At 64.7% G+C, this 22,804-nt stretch carries 3 protein-coding genes; all 3 read right to left on the minus strand.

Going from position 1 to position 22,804, the window contains the following annotated elements:
• Positions 1 to 5 precede the first annotated feature (5 nt).
• The 3 genes from KBY02_RS22930 to KBY02_RS22940 are packed head-to-tail and all read right to left on the minus strand — an operon-like array spanning position 6 to position 22,371.
• Positions 6 to 9,200, minus strand: a complete 9,195-nt coding sequence (locus tag KBY02_RS22930; RefSeq protein ID WP_412548793.1) for an amino acid adenylation domain-containing protein — start codon at positions 9,198 to 9,200, stop codon at positions 6 to 8.
• Entirely contained in the window at positions 9,197 to 13,309 is a 4,113-nt protein-coding gene (locus tag KBY02_RS22935) for a non-ribosomal peptide synthetase (RefSeq protein ID WP_111522420.1), read from the minus strand. Before KBY02_RS22935 ends, KBY02_RS22930 begins: the two co-directional genes overlap by 4 nt.
• A complete protein-coding gene (locus KBY02_RS22940) occupies positions 13,306 to 22,371 on the minus strand; it encodes a non-ribosomal peptide synthetase (protein ID WP_225650778.1) in 9,066 nt (3,021 codons plus the stop codon). Before KBY02_RS22940 ends, KBY02_RS22935 begins: the two co-directional genes overlap by 4 nt.
• Between the last annotated feature and the right edge of the window lie 433 nt (positions 22,372 to 22,804).

Raw genomic sequence — 22,804 nt, forward strand, 5'->3', positions numbered from 1 at the left:
TACGTTCAGCCCTGCGCCGCCGACAGGTCCGCATTGATCATCTCGGCAATCACCTGCGCCCAGGGCGCTGCGACAATGCCGTAGTGGTCGGTGTCCAGTGCTTGCCAGCTCGACATGTGCGGCAACAGCCTTTGCCAGGCGCGCTGCAGATCGGCGATCCGCCAGGCGCTGCCCATGCCGTAAGGATTGGGCTGCGTGGCAATGAACAGCCGCACTGGAGTGCGCGCCAGCGTCACGGGCTGGTGGCCCGCCATGCTCGCCATATTGTTCTGGCAGCAGACAATCAGGCTTTGCAGGTAACGCGGCGTGTCTTCGCTGGCCGCGCTGGTGGTCGTGTTGAGGCCGCGCCGTGCAGAAAACTCGCGCTGGAAGACCTGCTGAATCTGCGCTTCGCCGATCTGCGCCAGCTCGGTGCCCGCATCCGGCGCGGGGGGATCGATCAGGTACAACAATGGCTGCTCGCAATCCTCCATCAGCAGGCTGCACATCGCCTGCGTCACCCACGCGCCGAACGACCAGCCGGCCAGACGCCATGCCGTGCCGTCGGGGTGATGGGCCTGCAACGCCTTGAGATACAGTTGCGCGCGCTCATCCACGCTGATGTTCGGCAATTCGGGCAGGCGCAAGGCCGGATCGGCGATCACCCACACGCCCAGATCAGGGTGCAGCGCCGAGGCCAGCTCGCGGTACGCCTGCACGTCGCCACCCACCGGGTGAATCAGATACAGGCGCTCGCGGCCCGCGCCCGCATGCCACTGACCGATCCTCACCGCATCGGCCCATTGGTCTTCGTCCGCAGCCGTTCCGGCCGCTGACGCCTGCACCAGCGCCAAGACCTCGGTCAGGCTGACCTTGTGGCTGAACTGCGACAACTGGAAGACCACGCCGGTCGCGGCCTGCAGTTCATCGATCAGGTCCAGCAGGGTCAGAGAATCGGCGCCCAGCTCATAGAGCGAGGCATCCGGCTGCAGAACATTCACACCAAGCCATTTGCACAGGCAGTCATGCAGATGCCCGGGCAGACGGTCCGGCGCTTCAGTGTCTGCCGCCAAGGCTGGCGCAGTATCAGCCAGCGTCGCCACTGCACTGTGGCGAACCGGGTAAAACTGTCGCGCCGTGTCCGGATCGGTGGTCGAGATCAGCAACTGCGGCAGTTGAGCCGTCATGGCCGCATCGAATACCCGGCAGCCCTCCTGCGCCGACATGCCGACCGCCAGATGCCGCTGGTGCGCGTCATCCCCGACGCCACTGGCAGCGGCCATGCCGACATCGCGCCAGATGTCCCAGTTGATGCCCAGACGCACACAGCCATTTTCGGCATGCGGCCGGTAGTGGGTAAAACCGTCAAGCATGGCACTGGCGGCGGCGTAGTCCAGGTGCCCGGCGCCGCCGAACAGTGCCGACATCGAAGAGCAATACAGGACGAACCCCGGGTTCATCTGCTCGATCAACGCTTCGACCGCCAGCATGCCGCGGGTCTTGCTGGCCATCGCCTCAGACAGCACGTGAGCATCGCGCTGACGGATCAGGCTGCCCGCTCCGGTGCCGGCCGCGTGAATCACGCCGTCAAAGTGCCCATAACGCTCACGCAACTGTTCAAGCACCGTGGGCCAGCGCGCCAGGTCGGCGATATCCGCAGCGATGCTATCGATGCGCGAAGCGTAGGCGTCCAGTTGTTTCGGACACTCGCCACCTCGCGACAGCAGCACTATCCGCCGCTGGCTGGATTGCAGCAGGTGTTCACACAAGGTGCGCCCGATGCCGCCTGTACCGCCGAGCACCAGCAACGTGCCGTTCGCCGGCAGCAGATTCGAACCAGCCGTCGGAGTCGCCAGCGGACTGGGCAGCGGACTGGGCAGCAGCTGTGGCTGCCACAGATAACCGTCACGAATGGCCATGCGCCGCGGCAGCGACGCCGGTTCGGCCAGCAGCGCCGCGAGGTGCAGAGCCTGAACGCTCAACTGCGCCGTGGGCAGGTCCAGCCAGTGACAGCGTATCGGGTATTCCTGCGGCGCCACTTCGGTGATACCGGCCAGCGCCGCCAGTTCCGGACGCATGACCTGGCCGTTCACCGGGCACGCTTGCCAGGACAGCAGCCAGAGCCGCAGGGCGGTCTTCTGTACGTTCTGTCCCCAGGCCTGCAATAACGCGCTGAGCGTATCCAGACAGGCCCATTGCGCGGCCGCAAGGCTTTGCTCGTCAACCGACCCGCCCACCGACAGCGGCAAGGCATGCAGCCAGTCCAGTTCGCTCGCCGTCTGCCCATTCTGATCGAGCGTGGCGATCAATCGACCAAACGCCACAGGGTCCAGCGGGTCGAGCTCATAACGATTCGGGCCAAGCTGCTGGTAGCCATTGCCGGCCTGCACCTCGATGACATGCCGATAGACACCCTGCAGACTGCCAAGCGTGGTGGCATCCAGACGCTCATGGCTACACACCACCAGCACGTCACGACCCTCACCAGTCGGTTGTGTACGCAGACGGTTTACCCGCTGCCACTGACGCTGATAAAACCAGTCTGCCAGCGGCTGGCGCTCGACGGCTGACGACTTCTGCAGTTCGGTACGAACGGCCGGTTTGAAGCGGAAGGTCTGCAGATCGAATGCCGAGGGAGGCAAGTCCCAGGGTGGCGGCGTCGAACCGGTCGCCCCTTCGATGCTGGCCCCCGCATACCAGGCGTCCAGCAGGGCCTGGGGCGAATGCTCGCTGGCGTTCACTCGCACGTCCGAAAGCGTCACCTGCTTGATCGACGCGGCTTGCAGGCGCGGTGTCTGACCGGGCTGGCAGATCATCGCGAAGCGCCAGGGCAACGCGCGTCGACCGTTTTGCAGGTAACGCAGCAGCGCAGCCTGCTGCTCGGGAAAGGCGTTGAGCCAGGCTTCAATCGCCAGCATGTCCCGCTCCAGGGCAGTACGGCTGTGCGCCGACAGCAGCAGGCACGCCGGGCAATCCTCGACGCGGTCTGTCTGCTGCGGCGCGGCGCCGACAATCACATGCGCGTTGGTGCCACCGATGCCGAAACTGCTGACCCCGGCCAGACGCCGACGCCCCTCGGGCCAGGGCCGTGAGGTGGTGGGAATGTAGAACGGCGAGTGCTCTAGGTCGATTTGCGGATTGATCCGGGCAAAGCCCAGGTTGGGCGGGATCACCCCGTGAAACACGGCAAGCGTCGCGCGAATCAGCCCGACCACGCCGGCAGCCGCGCCCAGATGACCCACCTGGCTTTTCACTGAGGCCAGCGCGCAACGGGCGGCTGGTGCCGCGCCGAACGCCTTGGTCAATGCAGCCACTTCAATCGGGTCGCCCAACAACGTGCCGGTACCGTGGGCCTCGATGTAGCCCATGTCGGCGCCATTGATACCGGCCTTGCGCAGCGCCTCGCTGATCACCGCGCTCTGCCCCGCCACCGATGGCGCGGTGTAACTCATCTTGGCGCGGCCATCGTTGTTCAGCGCAGAGGCTTCGACCAGTGCGTAGATCCGGTCGCCGTCGGCCTGGGCGCGCTCCAGCGGCTTGAGTACCACCACCCCGTAACCGCTGGCACCGATGGTGCCGCTGGCGTCGTCACTGAACGGACGGCACAGCCCGTCGCGGGAAAAAATGTGCTGCGGGCGATAACGATAGCCATCGGTCAGAGTCGGGTCGATCAACACCCCGGCGGCCAGCATCACGTCACTGTCGCCCTGACGCAGCATCGCCGCCGCCAGGTGCACGGCAATCAGCGAGCTGCCGCACGCCGCCTGAACGCTGAGTGCCGGACCGCCGAGGTCGAGGTGGTAAGCCGCCTTGGTGGCCAGAAAGTCCTTGTCGTGGTGCAGCGCCATCTGAAAGCCGTCCGGCAGATCGCCCTCGGCGGTTTCGCGCAGCATTTGCTGGAAATACGTGGTTTCGCCGCAACTGGCGATCAGGCCGATGCGCGGCCCGTCGGCTGCGGGCGTGAGCCCCGCATGTTGCAGTGCCTGCACGCAGCCCATCAGCAGATGCCGCTGTTGCGGGTCCATCAGCCGTGCTTCCTGCAGGCTGATGCCGAAATACTCGGGATCGAAATCCAGCAGGCCGCTCAGTTGACTGCGCGCACCGACCAGCCCATCGGCAGCGTCAAACCGCTCGATGCCCAAGCCATTTCCTTGAACCATCGCCCAGAACTCGGCGAGGTTGCTCGCGCCGGCCACATTCACCGACATGCCGATGATCGCCATGGGTTGTTCGCCAGCCTTGGCGCCTCGCTCATTGCCCTTCCCTGCACCGGGCGTTTGCCCTGCCGGTCCGGAGAGATGCTGCGCAAGACGGCGCACGCTGACATGCTCGAACAAGGCGGCCATGGCCACTGGCTGCGCCAGTGCCTCGTTGTAGCGGGCATGCAGGCGCATCAGGCCGAGGCTGGTGGCGCCGGCTTCGAAGAAGGTCTGATCAGGCTCGATGTCGCGACCGATGACCGCCACGAACAACTCGCTCAGTTGCTGCTCAAGTGCGCTCAACGGTGCCGCAGGCAGCCCGGAGCGTTGCCGTTGCAGCACCTCGCCCAGATCTCCCAGCGCCCTGCGATCGATCTTGCCGCTCGGCGTACGCGGCCAGGCGTCGACCCGCCGGTACTCGTCGATACGCACATGCGATGGCAGGTGCAGGCTGATCTGTCGGTCAAGCTGCTGTGCATCGGGCAGCGTACCCTCGCTGTGCAACCAGGCCACCAGCCGGGGCGGCTCAGCCTGCATGGCCACCACCGCGTTGCTCACCTGAGCGACTTGCATCAGCGCGGCCTCGATCTGCCCCAACTCAAGACGCTGACCACTGATCTTGATCTGCTGATCGTCCCGGCCCAGGTAGTGCAGGCAGGCGTTTGCATCAGCCCGCGCCAGGTCGCCGGTGCGATAGAACAGGGTCAGGCCCTCAGGCTGCGGCAACTCGACAAAACGCGCGGCATTCAGCGCCGGGTCAGCGAGGTAGCAGCGCGAAATCATCGGCCCTGCCACCAGCAGATAGCCCTGGCTGCCACTCGGCACCGGTCGGTCGTGTTCGTCCACCAGCAGCAGGCGTGCATTGCTCACTGCGCGCCCGATCGGCGCGCGCAGCGGCCAGTCGTGAACCGCCGCAGGCAAACGCCAGGCGCTGACCACGTGGGTTTCGGTCGGGCCGTAATGATTGAACAGCCGTGCCTGCGGCATGCCGCCAAACCAGTTGCGCAATGCCTCGGTGCACAGCAGTTGCTCGCCCGCCGTGATTACCTCGCGCAACGCCTGCGGATACACGCCCTGGCTGACAGCAGTCTGCGCCAGATGCTGCAAGGCCACACACGGCAGGAACAGCCGTTCGATGCGCGTCTGCACCAGATAGCTCAGTAATGCCTGGGCATCCTGCCGCCAGCGCGGGTTGATCAGGTGGTAACAGCCTCCGCCGCAGAGGGTGCTGAAAATCTCCTGAAACGACACATCGAACGACAGCATGGAGAATTGCAGGGTCACTGACTTCGCGGGCAACTGCCCCTCGTTGCGCTGCCAGTGCAACAGATTGCAAAGGGTCCGGTCCGGCACCTGAACCCCTTTCGGCGTTCCCGTCGAGCCGGACGTGAACAGCGTGTACAACGGTCGTTCGCCCGCATGACGGCGACGTTCGAACGGCCGTGCGGCAGCGCTCAGGTCGACGCGATGACAGACTCGTGGGTCTGCGCTTAACTGCTCCAGTGCTGCCTCGGTGGCCGCGCTGTACAGCACACAGCCGGGCTGCGCCTGCTGCATGACCTGACGCTGCACCGCCAGCGGATAGCCAGGATCGAGGGGCACCGCCGTCAGATTGAGCCTGGCCAGCGCCAGCAAGGCCACGATGTGCTCGACCGACGCCTCGAGGTACAGGACCACTTGCAGCGGCGCACTATTTTCCTCCGGCAGCGGACACTGCTCGACCAGGGTGGCCGCCAGCGTATCGGCCAGTGCATCCAGTTCGGCGTAGCTGATGCACTGCTGATCATCGATCAGTGCCGGAGCATCCGGCGTGCAACTCACCTGATAGGCGAACCAGTCGGCCACGGTGTTGAACGGCGGCTCAGCGCTGTCGCCCTGACTGGCGGGCGGCAGGCTGAAGCGGTAAGGCGTGAGCAGCGCATCGAGGGTCGCCGACGGCTTCTCCAGCAGCAGATCAAGCCCCTGCTGCAAGAGCTGATTGACGGCGACCATTTGGCCCGCATCGAAATAACTGCACTGGTACTCCCACCAGCATTCCAGCTGTGACCCGGCATCGACCACCAGCAAGGTCAGCGGGCATTTGGCCTGCACGGTCTCGTTGAATTCCAGCGTGGCGCGCAGGCCGGTTTGGGCCAGCCTGGCGTAGTCGGTGTTTTCCAGCACAAACATGAAATCGAACAGCGCACTGCTCGACGACAACCGCAGGTCTTCCACCAGGTCCGCCAGCGCGACGTCCTGCAAGGCCAGCACCTCACGCACAGTGGCGGTCTGCTGATGCAGCTGCTGGTCAAGCGCCTTGTCGCGGTCGAACGCCGTGGGGATCAGCACGGTATTGGCGAACATCCCGATGGCGTCTTCGAATTCGCTCAGCGGACGGTTGGATACCGGGCTGGCGATGCGTGGCCGTTCACAGCCGGTCAGGGCGTAAATGCTCCAGGCATAGACGCTGAACAGCACCTCATAACGAGTGACGCGCTGGCGGCTGCAAAACCGATCCAGTGCAGCACTGCGCGTGGCTCCCAGCGGCTGACGATAGAGCCGTGCCTGCGGTCCAGGCTCGCGAACCGGCAGCAGCGCGGGCGAAGACGCCGGGTGCTGACGGTGCAACCCGGCCAGCGCGCGACGCTGATCGCGGTAACGCGGGTCGACCCGCCATTGCCGTTGCCAGAGCGCAAACTCCAGCGTGCCCAGACCCGGCGAAGGCTCGGCACTCGGCCGCCCCTGCAGCGCATCGTCGTACAGTTGCACCAGGTCATCGAACAACAGGTTCATCGACCAGCCATCGATGGCCACGTGGTGCAGGTTCAGCAGCAAGCGACAGCTGCCATCGGCAAACGGCAACAGCCAGGCCTTGCACAGGGCCGATGTCGCCAGATCGAAAGGTGTGTCGAAGACCAGGGCTGCAAAGCTGCGCCAGGTCTGTTCACTGAACGCTCCTGTGGCAAAGGTCTGGCACACCGCGTCCCGTTGGTGAACCTGCTGATGCAGCCCGTCGGCAGCGGACACGAACGCCGTGCGCAGCCCGCTGTGCCGAGTCAACAGACGCTGCACGGCGTCGACCAGTGCGGAGAGTTGAACACCCGCCGCCAGGTGCAGGATGAGCGGCACGTTGTAGGCGGTCGCCTGCGGCGTGCGCTGCTGCATCAGCCACAGGCGACTTTGCTCGGCCGTCGCTGGCGCACGCCCTGAACGGTTGACGGGCGGCGCAGGCGGATAGGCCGACGCCTCACCCTGCTCATCACCGAGTCGCTCGGCCAGTGCCGAAAACGATTCGCTCAGCACCGCACCCAGCGTGATTTCCCGCCGCCAGTGGGTGCGGATTGCAGAGCGCAAACGCATGGCCTTGAGCGAGTCGCCGCCGCTGCCCAGCCAGTCATCCTCGCCGTTCAGCTCAGGTTGCGCCAACAGCCTGCGGGCATGGCTCAGCAGCCAGTCCAACGCGGGCGAGTGTTGCTCGCCTGCGCGCGAACCCGCCTGCGGGCGCCACGGTTTCAAGGGCTGCTCCAGCAGCGCACGCTGATCGATCTTGCCATTGCTGGTCAACGGCAGGCGCTGCAGCACAAACAGTTGATGCGGGCGCATCCATACCGCCAGGTTGTCGCGCAGATGCTGATCGAAATCGCGATAGTCCAGCGCCTCGCGCGGCACGATGAAGGCCAGCAACTGGTGGTCTTCAGCCGCCTGGCGACGGGTACAGACATGCACCTGCGCCACCTGCGGGTGCTCCAGAATACGCTGCTCGACCTCGCCAGGCTCGATGCGAAAACCGCGGACCTTCACCTGACGATCAATCCGCCCCAGGTACTCGATCAGCCCGTCGGCATTGACCCGCACCTGATCGCCGGTTCGGTAATGCAGCACGTCCCCGGCATCGGTTGTCGGCAGGCGCAGGAAACGCTGTGCGGTCTCTGCACAACGGTTACGGTAACCGCGTGCGACCCCGCTGCCGCTCAGGTAAAGCTCACCCGCCTCGCCGCTCGCAACCGGCCGCTGTTGCGGGTCAAGCACCTGCACGCCAGTGTCAGGCAATGGCCGACCAATCGGCACCGCGTCGCCGGCAAAATCGCGGGGGATCGGGTAGCACACGGCGAAGGTGGTGCATTCAGTAGGTCCGTAGGCGTTGAAAATCCGGCAGCGGCTGTCGGGATTGGCCTGATACCAGGCCCGCACCGCTGCGGCGCTGACCTGCTCACCGCCGATCAGCACCTGGCGCAGGCTGGCGAAACAGGCGGGGTTATCTGCGCTCAAGGTGTTGAACAACGAAACGGTCATGAACAGGCTATCGACCTGCTGCGTTTCCAGAACCCTGGCCAGTTGCTGTGCGTCCTGCAGGTCTGCGTCGGCAATGATGACGCAACAACCGCCGTTGAGCAGCGGTGCCCACAGTTCGAAGTTACAGGCGTCGAACGCCGGGTTGGACAAACAGGCCACGCGCTCGCCTGCGCGAATATCCAGGCAGCCGTCGGTCCGGGCCAGACGCAACAGGCCACGCTCGCCCACGTCCACGGCTTTCGGGGTGCCGGTGGTACCCGAGGTGTAGAACAGGAAGCTCGACACGGCAAAATCCTCGGGCAGCCGCAGTGCAGGCTGATCGGGGAATTCCAGCAGGGCTTCGACGCTGACGTACCAGCCGTGTTGTGGCGCTGCCAAACTGTCCGCGTCTTCGCCGAGGGTCACCAGCCCGACGCAGCCTGCGTCGTCGAGCATCAATTGTCGACGCCGGGCCGGGCTGGCCCGATCCAGCGGCACCACCACAGCCCCGACTTTCAGCACGGCCAGTATCGTGGCGACCCATTGCCAGCAGCGCGGCATGCACAGGGCAATCGGCTCCGCAGGGCTTGCGCCTTGTGCCAGCAGCCCTTTGGCGATGCGTTCACTGGCGCTGGCCAGTTGCGCGTAGGTCAGCCGTACCTGTCGATCGACCACGGCCAGCGCCTGGGGATCACGGCGTACCTGCTCGGCAAAACGCGACAGCAGGGTCTGGGGGTTGCGGGCGATATTCTCCTCGTGCCGGTTCATCATTGCGCCTCCTGCGTGTCGAAACGTTGCAGCTCTTGCCTGAGCGTCTGCGAGACCCGATGCACCTCGGCGCTTTCCAGCATGTCCCAGTGCCCGCCATTTACCAGCCGGGCCTTGTAACCGTTACCCGCGCGACGACGCCAGAAGCTGCGCAGCTCATGCAACTGCGTGCGGGTAAAGCCTTCGCGAGCCTGAATCAGCACGATGCGCCCGGCTTGCGGCGCGCACTCGTACGCGGCCATGGCCAGACGGTTGTGGTTGTAAAGATGGAAATACCGCTCGACCTGCGCGTCTTCGATGCCGGGGTACATGCCGTTGAAACGCACCAGCTTGTCGCGAAACTCCGCCATGTCCACGGTCCCGATCTGTTGCCGAAACCCCGGGTCATCCGAGCCCTGGGTATCGAGCAGCACCACCGTCACCTGACGATGGCCGGCAGCCGTCAGGCGGCGGGCCATTTCGTACGCCACCAGGCCACCGAACGACAGCCCGGTGAGCACCAGCGGTTGTGAGGTCAACGCCGCGATCCGCCGCAAATAGGCGTCGGCCATCGCTTCGACGCTCGGCTCGGTGCTTTCTCCGGGGTTCAACCCTGGCGATTGCACACCGTACACACCGATGCTTTCCGGCAGTTCCTTGGCCAGTGACAGGTAGCAGAACGCCGTGCCCCCCGCCGGGTGAATGCACACCACGTTGCGCTGCCCGGCACCGCGCCGGAATTCGATCAGGTTGTCCTGTGCCGCGGCCAGGCTGGCCCCGCTACGCAGCCAGCCGCCCAGCGCCTCGATGGTCGGATGGCCGAGGATCACGCGCACAGGCACCTCGACGCTGAACGCCCGGCCAATTTCGTAGGCCATCTTGATCGCCGCAATCGATGTCCCGCCGACGTTGAAGAAGTTGTCGCGAATGCCGATCTGCGGCACCAGCAGCAGGTCTTTCCAGATCTGATACAGGGTCAGCTCGATATGGTCCCGGGGACTGCCGAGATTGACCTGCCGGTCGGCCAGATCCTGATCGGCCTGTGCCGCGAGCGCTGCACGGTCGACCTTGCCGTTGACCGTCAACGGCAAGGCGTCCAGCCACAGATAAGCGCTGGGCATGACGGCGCTGGACAGGGTCGTTGCCAGATGCGCACGCAGTGCGGATTCATCCACTGGGCTATCGGTGACGCAGCACGCCACCAGGCGCTGGTTCTGCGCAGTATCACCGACGATCAATGCCACACTGGTGCGAATACCGGGGAACAGGTCCAGCCGCGCTTCGATTTCACTCAGTTCCAGGCGAATGCCACGCAACTTGACCTGAAAGTCGTTGCGACCGATAAACTCCAACTGACCGTCCGGACGATAACGCGCCAGGTCGCCGCTGCGGTACAGCCGGTCACCGGCAACGAACGGGTTGTCGATAAACCGTTCGGCAGTCAGCTCGTCGAGCCCCAGATAACCCCGTGCAACGCCGGCACCACCAATGTGCAACTGACCGGTGACCCCGGCCGGCACCGGCGCATCACGCTCGTCGAGCACGTAAAAACGGGTGTTGGCGATGGGCCGTCCGATGGGCAATTGGCGCGGCGGGACGTCGGCACCGGGCTGCAGCGTCCAGACACTGCTGATCACTGTGGTTTCGGTCGGACCATAGACGTTGTGCAGGCGGGCATGCGGCAGACGCTGCTGAAACAGCCTGGCCACTGCGGGCGACAGCTCCCCGCCGCCACTGAACACATCCTTGAGGGTGTGACAGGCGCTGACCTCTTCGACCTCCAGAAACAGTTGCAACATGGCTGGCACGAACACCATCGCGGTAACGCTTTGTTCGCGCACCACCTGCGCCAGGTAACCGGGTTCGAAATGCCCGCCGGGACGGGCGATGACCAGCCTGCCACCGGTAAGCAACGGCCAGAAGATCTCCCAGGCCGAGGCGTCGAAACCGAATGGGATCTTGTGCAACATGCTTCCACATTCGCCGCAGAACTGCTGACACCACAACAGCAGGTTGCTCAGGCCGCGATGCGTGACCATCGCCCCCTTGGGCAGCCCCGTGGTGCCGGAGGTGTAAAGCACATACGCCAGGTGGTCGGCGTTCACACCGACACGCTGCGTCTGCGGATTGTCCGACGGGCACTCGGCCCAGAGCACGGCATCGGCCTGCACGTCGAGGATCGGCACTTCGCAGTCCGCTCCTTGTAAAGCTTCGCGCAGGATCTTGCGCGTCGGCCCTTGGGCAAGCAGCACCACGGGGGACGTGTCATCGAGAATATGCCGCAGGCGTCCCGATGGATAATCCGGGTCCAGCGGCACATAGGCGCCCCCGGCCTTGAGCACCGCCAGCAAGGCCACGGGCAGTTCCAGCGAGCGCTCGATACAGACCGCCACGCGCACATCCGGGCCGACGCCGAGGGTGAGCAAGTGATGCGCCAGGCGGTTGGCCTGAGTGTTGAGCTGGCTGTAGCTCAGCGATCGACCCTCGAAGATGACCGCACACTCGGCCTGCCGACGCGTGACCTGAGCTTCGATCAGGCGATGCACGCAGTCGACGGGCTGAGCCAGCGGTGCCGGGCTATTCCACTCATGCAGTATCTGTGCGCGTTCGGCATCGCTGATCAGCGTCAGTGCACCCACAGGCTGCTTGGGGTTCAGCGCCACCTGCTCCAGCAACTGACGATAGTGCCCGCTCAGGCGCTCGATGCTGGTCTGGTCAAACAGATCAGTGTTGTATTCCACCAGCAGGCTCAGCACACCGTCGCGCTCGACCCATTCGAACGCCAGGTCGAACTTGGCCGTGGCGCTCCCGGTGCCGTATGGGGTCATGCTCAGGCCCGGCATCTGTGCGGCGTTGCCCGGGGTGTTCTGCAACACCATCATCACCTGAAACAGAGGCGAATACGCGGTATCGCGCGGCGGGTTGACGGCCTCCACCACGCGGTCGAAAGGCACATCCTGATGCGCGTGAACATCCAGCAGAGTGGCGCGCACTTCGCGCAACAGCTCGGCAAAGGTCTGCTGCGGATCGAGACGCTGGCGAATCACCTGAGTGTTGACGAAATGGCCGATCAGCGGCTCGATTTCGGGACGGCTGCGGTTGGCGAACGGTGTACCTATGCACAGATCCCGCTGACCGCTGTGGCGCCAGAGCAGGACCGACAGCGCGCCGATCAGCACGTTGAACAGCGTGCCCTGGGTCTGTCTGGCCAGCGCGTTGAGCGCACGCAGGGTGGTGCCGTCGACCGTCGAGCTGAAGGTCGCCCCGACGTAGCGCTGCACGGTCGGACGTGGCCGGTCGGCAGGCATGTCGAGCAGCGGCGGCGCGTCGGCCAGCGTGCGCTTCCAGAAGTCCAGCTGCCCGGCCAGCGCCTCATCACCCAGACGCTGTTGCTGCCAGCAGGCGTAATCGGCGTACTGCACCGCCAGCGGCGCCAGACTGGACCCCCGACCGCACAGAAAATCGCCATACAAGGCGGTCACTTCCTGAAGGATCACGCCCATCGACCAGCCATCGGCAATGATGTGGTGCACGCTGTACAGCCAGAGATATTCCTCATCCGCCAAACGCAGCAGCGAGGCCCGCAGCAACGGGCCGCTGGCCAGGTCAAACGGCGCCTTGGCCTGCTGCTCCACCGCCATGCTGACGTGCGCTTGGCGCGCCGTCGGCGACAGGTCACGCAGGTCGACACCTGGCATCACCAGCGGCATCGCCGGGTGCACGATCTGCCGTGGCTCGCCATCCACGCTGGCAAAGGTGGTGCGCAATATTTCATGGCGCATGATCAATTCGTTCAGCGCCCGCTCCAGCGCCGACACATCCAGCACGCCTTTCAGCAGCACCGCAGTGGGCACGTTATAGAACGCATTGCCCGGTTCCATCTGATCGAGAAACCACAGCTGGCGTTGTGAAAACGACAGCGCAACAGCCGTTTGCCCGGCAGCACGCCGAGGGATCGCGGCCGGGTCGGTGCCGCTCAGCAAGGCAATCAGTTCTGCCTTGTGTTGCTTGAGCGCCTGCAGCATCTCGTCATTCAGAAACCCGCGCGGCGCCTTGCAGCGCAGTTTCTCGCCGTCCACTTCAAGCACCACAGCGTGACGACCGAACAACTCCAGCAATTGATAGGCATTCATATCTCTATCTCCTCCATGTCGCTGGCGTCGTCCGTTTGATCCGCAGCAGAAGCGAACGCCTCGACCTGCGCGCGGCGTTGTTCGTCGGCAGTGCGCAGGCCGCCCACCATCGAGTAGATCAACTGATGATTCGGTCCCAGGTCGAACAGGGCCGACAATTGCTGCTCTTCGAGCGAGCCCATGCCACACAGGCCAAGGCCCTGCTCCACCGCCGTCATGCTCAGCAATTGCGCCATGCCCCCGGCTTCGATATGACAGAAGTCGCGACTGCGCTCGCCATACAGCGGCCGGATCGCGGCCATGTCGGCGATGAAGAACAGCGAGAAGGCGGCGTCTTCATACACCGGGCGGTTGACGAAATAATCGTAGGTGTCGGGGTCGAGCGGATCGCTGTCGAGCATCAGCAGGCGGTGCTCAACCGGGTCGTAGTAATAGGCACCGGCAGCAACGCCGGTCACCCGCTGCGGTTTGACGTACAGGTAGCACTGGATCGGGTACAGGCCACCTGCGGACGGGAACTGATATTTGACCTCGCCGTGCAGTTGCCCCTGCGCCAGGCTGGCCAGTAACCCGGCAAACGCCTCGGTGGGAACGGGTCGGTCGGCGAATTGGCGTACCGAGCGATAGTCGCTGAAGCGCCGCGCGAACGCGGGGTCATCCGGACGCGCAAGGTCCAGCGCCACAACCTGCGGGGCGAAGGTCCGCCGCCCGCGCTGATCGGCCTTGAAGCGCGCCCGCTGCTGTGGATCTTCAATCACCTGCTCGGGCGAACCCGCGTGCTGACGAACGCTGTCGACCATGCTGCCATTGGCCAGATTCCGGCGGTACATGCCGAGCAGGTTGAGCAGCGTCGGTTGCGCCAGCAGTTGCGCAACGTTGGGACGAAATTGCAGTTCGCCGGACAGCGCATTGCTGATCCTGACAATGTCGATCGAGGTGGCGCCCAGGTTGAGCAAATTGGCGTCGGCAGCGATCGAAGCACGCTTGAGCACGTTCTGCACGATCATCACCAGTTGTTGCTCCTGTGGCCCCTGCACTTCCAGCGCGGGGCCGGCATCCTGAACCTGCGACGGCTCCGGCAGGCGCTTCTTGTCGACCTTGCCGTTGGCCGACAGTGGCCATTCCTGCACGAAGGTAAACGACGTCGGCACCATGTAGGCTGGCAGTTTGTCTGCCAGGTACTGGGCAAAATCACTGGCCTGCAACGAGGGATCGGCCTTGAGTACGTAGCCCGCAAGCCGCTTCTCGCCCAGCGCTTCGCCGAGCACCCGCACCACGGCGCTCTGTACGCCGGGATGGCGATTGAGCGCCGCTTCGATCTCGCCCAGCTCGATACGGTGCCCCTGGACCTTGACCTGGGTGTCTTCCCGCCCGAGAAACTCGATATTGCCGTCGGGCAGCCAGCGCCCCAGGTCGCCGGTCCGATACAGACGTTCGCCGGTCAGCGGGTGAGCGAAGAAACTGCCGGCACTCAGGGCTTCATCACGCCAATAGCCCTTGGCCAGGCCGATACCGCCGATATACAACTGGCCAGCCACCCAGGTCGGGCGAACCTGCAAGGCGTCATCCAGCACATAGAAGCGCTGGTGATCCAGCGCCTTGCCGTAGGGAATACTGCGCCACGCGGGGTCGACCTGTTGCAGCGGATACTGGATCGACCAGATGGACGCTTCGGTCGCCCCGCCAAGGCTGATCAGTTGCAGCGCCGGCTGCAGCGCCCAGGCACTCTCGGGCAGCGTCAGGGGAATCCAGTCGCCTGACAGCATCGCCACGCGCAGGCACGACGGCAACACGCTGCGCTCGCTTTGCACATACTCCAGCAGCATGCCGAACAAGGCCGGCACCGAATTCCACAGGCTGACCTGATGCCGCTCGATCAGCGTCAGCCAGTGCGCCGGGTCGAGGGCCTGCTGCGGTTCGAGCAGCACCACTGCAGCGCCAGCGGCCAGCGTGCCGAAGAAGTCATAGACCGACAGGTCGAAACTCAGCGATGAAACCGCCAGCACCCGGTCCGCAGCGCCGACGGCAAAGCGCCGGTTGATGTCGAGCAGCGTATTCACCGCACCGCGATGATCGATGACCACGCCCTTGGGCATGCCGGTCGAGCCCGAGGTGTAGATCACATAGGCCAGATCGTCCGGGGTGAGGTGCACGGCGTTTAATTCGGCCTGATCGGAACGGCCAGCATCGGCAATGATCGGGTCGCTCACGCTGATGACCTGGACCTGCGCGGGCCACTCGACACGTTGCAGCAGTGCCGGCTGGGTCAGCGCCAGGCTGGCTTCGGCACGTTGCAGAATATGCTCCAGGCGCTCGACCGGCAGTGCCGGGTCGAGCGGCAGGTAGGCCCCGCCGGCGTACTGGATCGCCAGCGTCGCGACGACCTGTTCCCAGCCACGTTCCATGACCACCGCGACCAGTTGATTGGGCACCACGCCGCGACGCTGAAGCAGCGCCGCCAGTTGCCGCGCTTCGGCTCGCAGCTGGCGATAACTCAACTGCCGCTGGGTGCCGATGACCGCCAGCGCATCCGGGGCAGCGAGTGCCTGGCGATCAAACAGTTCGTGCATCAGCGCCGAGTCAGCGGGGCTGGCCTCGGGCACCGGCAAGCGTGCCAGCGGTATCAGGTCCACCGTGCCGGCGTTCCAGGCATCGGCCTGCAGCAGGCGATCCAGCAGCGCGTTGTAGGCGACGAACATCTGCTCGATCAGGCCTTGCGGAAACAATTCGTCGATGCTGTCCCAGTTGAACAGCAGGCGCCCTTCCAGCTCCAGCAGCGTGTGGTCAAGCCAGACCTGCGGGGTCTGGGTGATGCTGTGCATGTGCTCGGCATTCAACGCGTCGGCAAGGTTGAATTCGGCCAGTTCCGGCGCAGCTTCCGACAGGGTGCTGTTGAACACGATCGGCATGGCGGTCTGCTGCACGCCTCGGGCCTGGGACAGTTCACGCAGCACCCGCACGCCGCTGACCACCGAATGGTCGATGTCTTGCCACAACCGTGCCTGCACGGCACGCGCCTTGTCGATGAAGCTCGCGGCCCCGTCCAGATTGACTTCAAGCAAGACCAGCGAAGTGAAGTCACCGATGATCTCATCGACATCCGGGTGCAGCGGCATGCGGTTGAACAGCGGCAGACTCAGCGTGAAGCGCGGCTGTCGACTCCACAGCGCCAGCACCTCGCTGAACGCGGTCAGCAGCATCACCGATGGCGTCACGGCAAATTGCCTGGCGAGTTCCTTGAGCCGTGACCACTGCAACGCTGAAAGCTCGCGGTCGCGGCGGGTAAAGTGCGGCTGGCTGATACTTTCCGGCTGGCACACCAGCGGCAGGTCCGGTGCAGGTGCCAGCGTGGCAACCTTCTCGCGCCAGTAGTCCAGCGCCTGTGCGTAGCGGCTGTCATTGCGCAAGCGCTGCTCGGCCAGCACGTAATCGCGAAAGGTCAGACCCGGTTCGGGCAGTTGCAACTGCGGGTCGGCATAAAAGGCCATCAGTTCGCGCGCCAGAATCTGCGTACTCGCGGCGTCGACGATCAGTGCGTCAAGGCTGATGTGCAGATGGCTGATGCCCTCATCGAGCAACGACAGACTGAACTCGAACAACGGCCAGCGACTGGCGTCCAGCACCTGATGGGACTGACGCTCACGGGTGACTTGCAGGGCCTGCTGCGCGGCGCCGGCAGACAGGCCGCGCAGATCGTTGCGTGGCAGGTGATAGATAGGCACGCTGTCGAGGACCTGCTGCGTGCCGTCGCCAAGGAACACCACGCGCAGCATGTCGTGCCGCTGGATCATGCGGTTCAGCGCCTGCTCGAAACGTGGCACGTCGAGGCCGGGGATGCGCAGTTCTTCATAGCCATGGGCACTGACCCCGCCGAGGCTGACCGACGCTTCGCGGCCAAACCAGTACGCCTGCTGGATATCGGTCAGAGGAAACGGCGCGTAACGTGCGCTGCGATCGGCTTCAATCGGGGCAAAGGGTGTGTCGAGCGAAGGCCCGTCACCCCGCCCGAGCCGCACCTGCTCGGCCAGGTCCATCAGCACCGGCGTCTTGAACAGACTGCTCAGGGACAGCTGCGCGCCCATGCGCTGGTTGATCATGTAGATCATCCGCGTGGCCAGCAGCGAGTGCCCGCCCAGTTCGAAAAAGTTGTCGTGGATGCCGACCTGCTGGCACTTGAGCACATCGGCCCAGATACACACCATCTGCCGCTCGGTCTCGTCGCGCGGTGCCACATAGGCACTGGCGGCCTGCCGCTCTGGTACCGGCAGCGCCTGACGGTCGAGCTTGCCGTTACGGGTCAGCGGCAACTGCGCCAGCGCCACCCAGGCCGTCGGCACCATGTGTTCCGGCAGGTGGCGGTGCAGCTCGGCACGCAGTGTTTCGGCGGTTGCAGGCCCCACCACATAAGCCACCAAGCGCTTGTCGCCCGGCACATCTTCGCGCAACAGCACCACCGCTTCCCGCACACCGGGTTGCTGGTGCAGAAGGCTGTCGATCTCGCCCAGTTCGACGCGAAAGCCGCGCAACTTGACCTGCTGGTCGATGCGTCCCAGGTAGTGCACATTGCCGTCGGCCGCAAATCGCGCCAGGTCACCGCTGCGGTACATACGCGCACCGGGCTGCGGGTTGAACGGGTCCGGCAGGAAGCGTTCGGCGCTCAAGTCCGGACGATTCAGATAACCACGAGCCAGGCAAGCACCGGCGATATACAACTCGCCCGCCACGCCGACCGGTACCGGGTTCAGGTCGCCGTCCAGCACATACAGACGCGCATTGGCGATGGGCCGGCCAATCGGCGGTGCGTCCGGCCACTGCCCGGCGGCGTCACAGTTCAGGCTGAACTGGCTGACCACGTGGGTTTCGGTAGGGCCGTACTGGTTGTGCAGTTGTACACCGCCAAGGCCGCAGACAAAGGCACGCAGTTCGTCGTTGACGAGCAACGCCTCGCCAGCGGTGATGACTTCGCAGCCGCCCTTTTGCAAGGGCATCGGCACCGACGCGTCGGTTTCAGTGAAACTGGCCAGTTGCTGAAGCACGGCGAACGGCAGAAACGCCCGTTGTACGCCCTCGGCCACCAGCGTCGGACGCAGCGCGGCGAGGTCTTTGCGACCGGCTTCGCTCATCAGCACCAGGCTGCCGCCTTGGCACAACGTGCTGCAGATTTCCTGAAACGACACGTCGAAATTCAACGATGCGAATTGCAGCACGCGTTGTGAAACAGGCGTTTGCTCCAGTTGCCAGGCGATCAGGTTATCCAGCGCCGCACGACTGTGCGCCACGCCCTTGGGCCGCCCGGTCGAACCGGAGGTGTAGAGCACGTAAGCCAGGTTACCGGGGCTGACGGGTACTTGCGGGTTGGCCTCGGAATACCCAGACCAGCGCCGCGCCTGCACGTCGAGGCAGCAGATCGGCAGCGTGTCGGGCAACGGCGGCAGACCGGCACGCAGTGCAGTCTGGGTCAGCAGCAGGCTCGGTGCGGCATCCGCGAACATGAACGCCAGACGCTCTGCCGGGTATGCCGGATCGAACGGCACGTAAGCGGCGCCGGTCTTGAGAATGGCCAGCAGGCCGATGACCATCTGCGGCGAGCGCTCCAGGCACAGCCCCACGCACTGCTCAGGCCTCACGCCCTGCTCGATCAGGTAGTTCGCCAGGCGGTTGGCAGACTGATTGAGTTCGGCGTAAGTCAGCGCTCGCTCATCGGCCAGCAACGCCACAGCGTCAGGTGTGCGCTGCGCCACGGCCTCGAAGCGCTTGACGCAATCGGGCTGCGCCGAGGTATCGCGTTCGGTGCGGTTCCAGTCGTAGACGATCCGTCGGTGCTGCTCGGCGTTGAGCAGGTCGAGCGTCGCCAGCGGCTGTTCGCTGTCCTCGACCATCTGCGTGAGGATGCGGCGCAGGTATTCGCCCATCTGCACCACGGTCTCCGGCTCGAACAGCCCCGACGCGTATTCCAGGCCGCCGACGATTTGTCCGTCACGTTCGCTGAGTGCCAGTTGCAGGTCGAATTTAGCCACTGGCTGTACGCTTTGCAGCACGCTGACGTCGAGCCCGGACAATTCCAGATCCGAATCCTGATGCTGCTCCCAGGCGAACAGCACCTGAAACACCGGGCTGTAAGCCAGACTGCGCGGCGGATTGAGCAACTCCACCACTTGATCGAACGGCAAGTCCTGATGTTCCTGAGCGGCAAGCGCAACGCTGCGCGCCTGTTGCAGCCAACTGGCCACCGTCGGGCTGCCGGAGCGGGTCATGCGCAGCGCCAGGGTATTGACGAAGAACCCGATCAACCCTTCCAGCTCCTGCTGGCTGCGGTTCGCCGAGGGCACACCGATGACCACGTCATCCTGCCCCGACAGGCGCATCAACAGCAGCGACCAGGCCGCCAGCAGGTTCATGAACAACGTGGTGCCCTGCTGCGTAGCCAACACTCGGAGCCGTGCTGTCAGCGCACGGTCAAAGACCAGCGGCACGAAGCCGCCGCGGTAATCCTGGGCCGCCGGACGTTTGTGATCGGTGGGCAACTCCAGCAGTAGCGGCGCACCGCTCAGGGTTTCACGCCAGTAGCGCCGCTGCGCATCCAGCACCTCGCCGCACAGCCACTGGCGTTGCCAAGCCGCGTAGTCCACATACTGAACGGCCAGCGGCGGCAGTGGCAAAGACTGCCCGTGCGCGGCCGGTTGCTGAATAGCCGCCTCGTAGAGCAGCCTCAGCTCACGGGTCAGCACGCCCATCGACCAGCCATCCGAGACGATGTGGTGCTGGGTCAGCAGCAACACGTGATCGTCGTCGGCCAGCTTGACCAGGCTGATGCGCATCAACGGCCCCACCGCCAGATCGAACGGCTTGCTGCCCTCTGCGTCGATCAGCGCCAGCAGACGCGCCTGGGCATCGTGCTCGTCGCGCAGGTCAATGACTGGCAACGGCATGATCGCGCCCGCCGCCGCAACACGCTGCCGCCCCTCGCCCTCGACCGCGAAAAATGTGGTGCGCAGCGCCTCGTGGCGGGTCACCAGTTGATTGAAACTGCGCTCCAGCGCGGCCACCTGCAACGGCCCGCGCAGGCGCAGGTTCAAGGGCATGTGGTAAGCCGCATTGCCGCCGTCCATCTGCGCCAGAAACCACAGGCGTTGCTGGGCCGACGACAACGTGTGTGCCTCGCTACGCGCTACAGCCGTGATTGGTAGGCGGGGGCTGCCCTGCCGAGCGGTGCTCAGTCGTTCGGCGAACTGCTGCAGCACAGGGGCGGTAAACAGGGCTGAGGGTGACACCTCCAGATGCAGCGTCTGCCGAACCTTGGCCAGCACGCGCATCACCAGCAGCGAGTGGCCGCCGAGTGCAAAAAAGTGATCCTGGCGACCGACTCGCTCGACACCCAGCACCTCGGCCCAGATGGCCGCAAGTGAGACTTCCAGCGCGCCTTGCGCGGCTTCGAAGACATGCCGATCGAACGCGTCATCCCCCGGCTCGGGCAATGCGATGCGGTCCAGCTTGCCATTGGCGGTCAGCGGCAGCGCGTCCATGCGCACGAACGCAGCAGGAATCATGTAGTCCGGCAGGCTGAGCTGCAGATGCTGGCGCAGGCCTTTGGGCGTCAGCGCTGCGCCGGTCTGTTCGCGAAAGTAGGCAATCAGCCTGGGCACGCCCGCGCCGTCCTCGCGCAGTACCACCACGTTGTCCCGCACACCGGCAACCTCGGCCAGGCGTGCCTCGATTTCCCCCAGTTCCAGGCGCAGGCCGCGCAGCTTGGCCTGCGAGTCGTTGCGACCGAGGAACTCCAGATGGCCGTCAGCCCGATAGCGGGCCAGATCGCCAGTACGGTACAACCGCTCACCGGCCACAAACGGGCTGTCAATGAAGCGCTCGCGGGTCAATTCCGGCAAATTCAGGTAGCCACGCGCAACCCCCGCGCCGCCGATGTACAGTTCGCCGGTCACGCCCTGGGGAACCCTATCGCCAGCAGCATCGAGCAGGTAAATCCGCGTATTGGCCAATGCCCGCCCGATGGGCAGCACCGCGTCGACATGGCTGTCGGGTTCGAACTCGAAACAGGTGCTGTCGATGCTCGCTTCGGTAACACCGTAGGCCTGGACGATCTGCGTCTGCTCGCCACACAACCCACGCAGTTGGCGCGCGCTGTGCGCCGTCCAGATGTCCGAGCCGCAAACCACCGTGCTCATGAACGACAGGTCGCGCCCCGCCTCCTGCGCCCAGACCAGCAAAGGGTTGAGCACCGCCGGCACGAAGTCCGCAAAATCGATGCGCGCCTCGCTCAACAGGCGATACAGCGCAGGCGGGTCCATCAGCGTGTCACGCGGGCAGAGCACGAGCGTGCCGCCAAAACCCAGTGCGCGGATCAGGTCGGCGCTGAACACATCGAAGGAAAACCCGGCCATTTGCAGGTGATTGAGGGGGTTGTGCAGCGCGTACAACGGCTCCCAGGCAGCGCTCACCGCGATCAGCCCACGGTGCTCGACCATGACACCCTTGGGCATACCGGTGGAGCCCGAGGTGTAGATCACGTAAGCCAGATGGCGGGACGTCAGACCGACCGCACGCGGGTCAGGGTTGTGCATCGGCTGCGCTGCCCATAGGCGGGTATCGGCCAGATCAAGCACCTGCGTTGCAACCTCACCCTCCTCCAGCGCCGCCAGCAACGCCGCGCGCGCCGGAGCGTGGCTCAGCAGCACGCGTGGCGCGCTGTCTGCCAGCATGTGTGCCAGACGGGCTTTCGGGTACGCGGGGTCCAGCGGCAGGTAGGCACCGCCCGCCTTGAGTACCGCGAGCACACCGACCAGCATGTCCAGCGAGCGCTCCAGGCAAATCCCGACACGCACATCCGGCCCGACACCAAGGCTGCGCAGGTAATGGGCCAGGCGGTTGGCCTGGGTATTGAGCGTCGCATAGTCAAGCGTGTCCAGTTCGAAGCGTGCCGCTATGGCGTCAGGATTGCGCTGCGCCTGGGCTTCGAAAAGACCATGAACACATTGGTTTTGGTCAAAGGGTTGCTCTGTATCAGGATGAGCGAAGCCCGTCCCGCGCGAGGAAGATTTGTCGACCATCAGGAATCACCGTCCGTGAGCAGATTATTTTTTCATGAGCAGACGGGAGCGCAGAGCGGCAAGCCCGTCAGGCACGGCATAAGCAATGCCGGATGAACATCGAGACTCAGGGAGAAGGTGCGGCGCGGGCTCTCGGGCTCATGTCATGACCTGACATGCAAGCACTCGGGGGGATCGCAGAGGGATGACAGACGAACGCGGCACGGCGCGACTCGCCTACAGAAAGGGGGGTGGCTGGCTCGTTGACGAGACTGATCGCTCTGCCCTTGGAACTGACGTTTGCATACCGCGTGACCAATTGAAACCTCATCTTCCGTTCGAGGGTCAACGACGGGGAACGGCCTGCGCCGGGGTGTCAGCGCCAGGGTGGACCCGATCGGCTGTGACTGCGGAGTCTGTGAACCCGTGACAGTCATTGGCGCTGGGTTTTTGG

The sequence above is a fragment of the Pseudomonas sp. P129 genome (genome assembly GCF_020312195.1).
Taxonomy (GTDB): Bacteria; Pseudomonadota; Gammaproteobacteria; order Pseudomonadales; family Pseudomonadaceae; genus Aquipseudomonas; species Aquipseudomonas fragariae.

Excerpts from the sequence above, each read along its gene's own strand:
- KBY02_RS22940 (WP_225650778.1), bottom strand. The coding sequence starts at position 22,371 with ATGGTCGACAAATCTTCCTCGCGCGGGACGGGCTTCGCTCATCCTGAT.
- KBY02_RS22930 (WP_412548793.1), bottom strand. The coding sequence starts at position 9,200 with ATGATGAACCGGCACGAGGAGAATATCGCCCGCAACCCCCAGACCCTG.
- KBY02_RS22935 (WP_111522420.1), bottom strand. The coding sequence starts at position 13,309 with ATGAATGCCTATCAATTGCTGGAGTTGTTCGGTCGTCACGCTGTGGTG.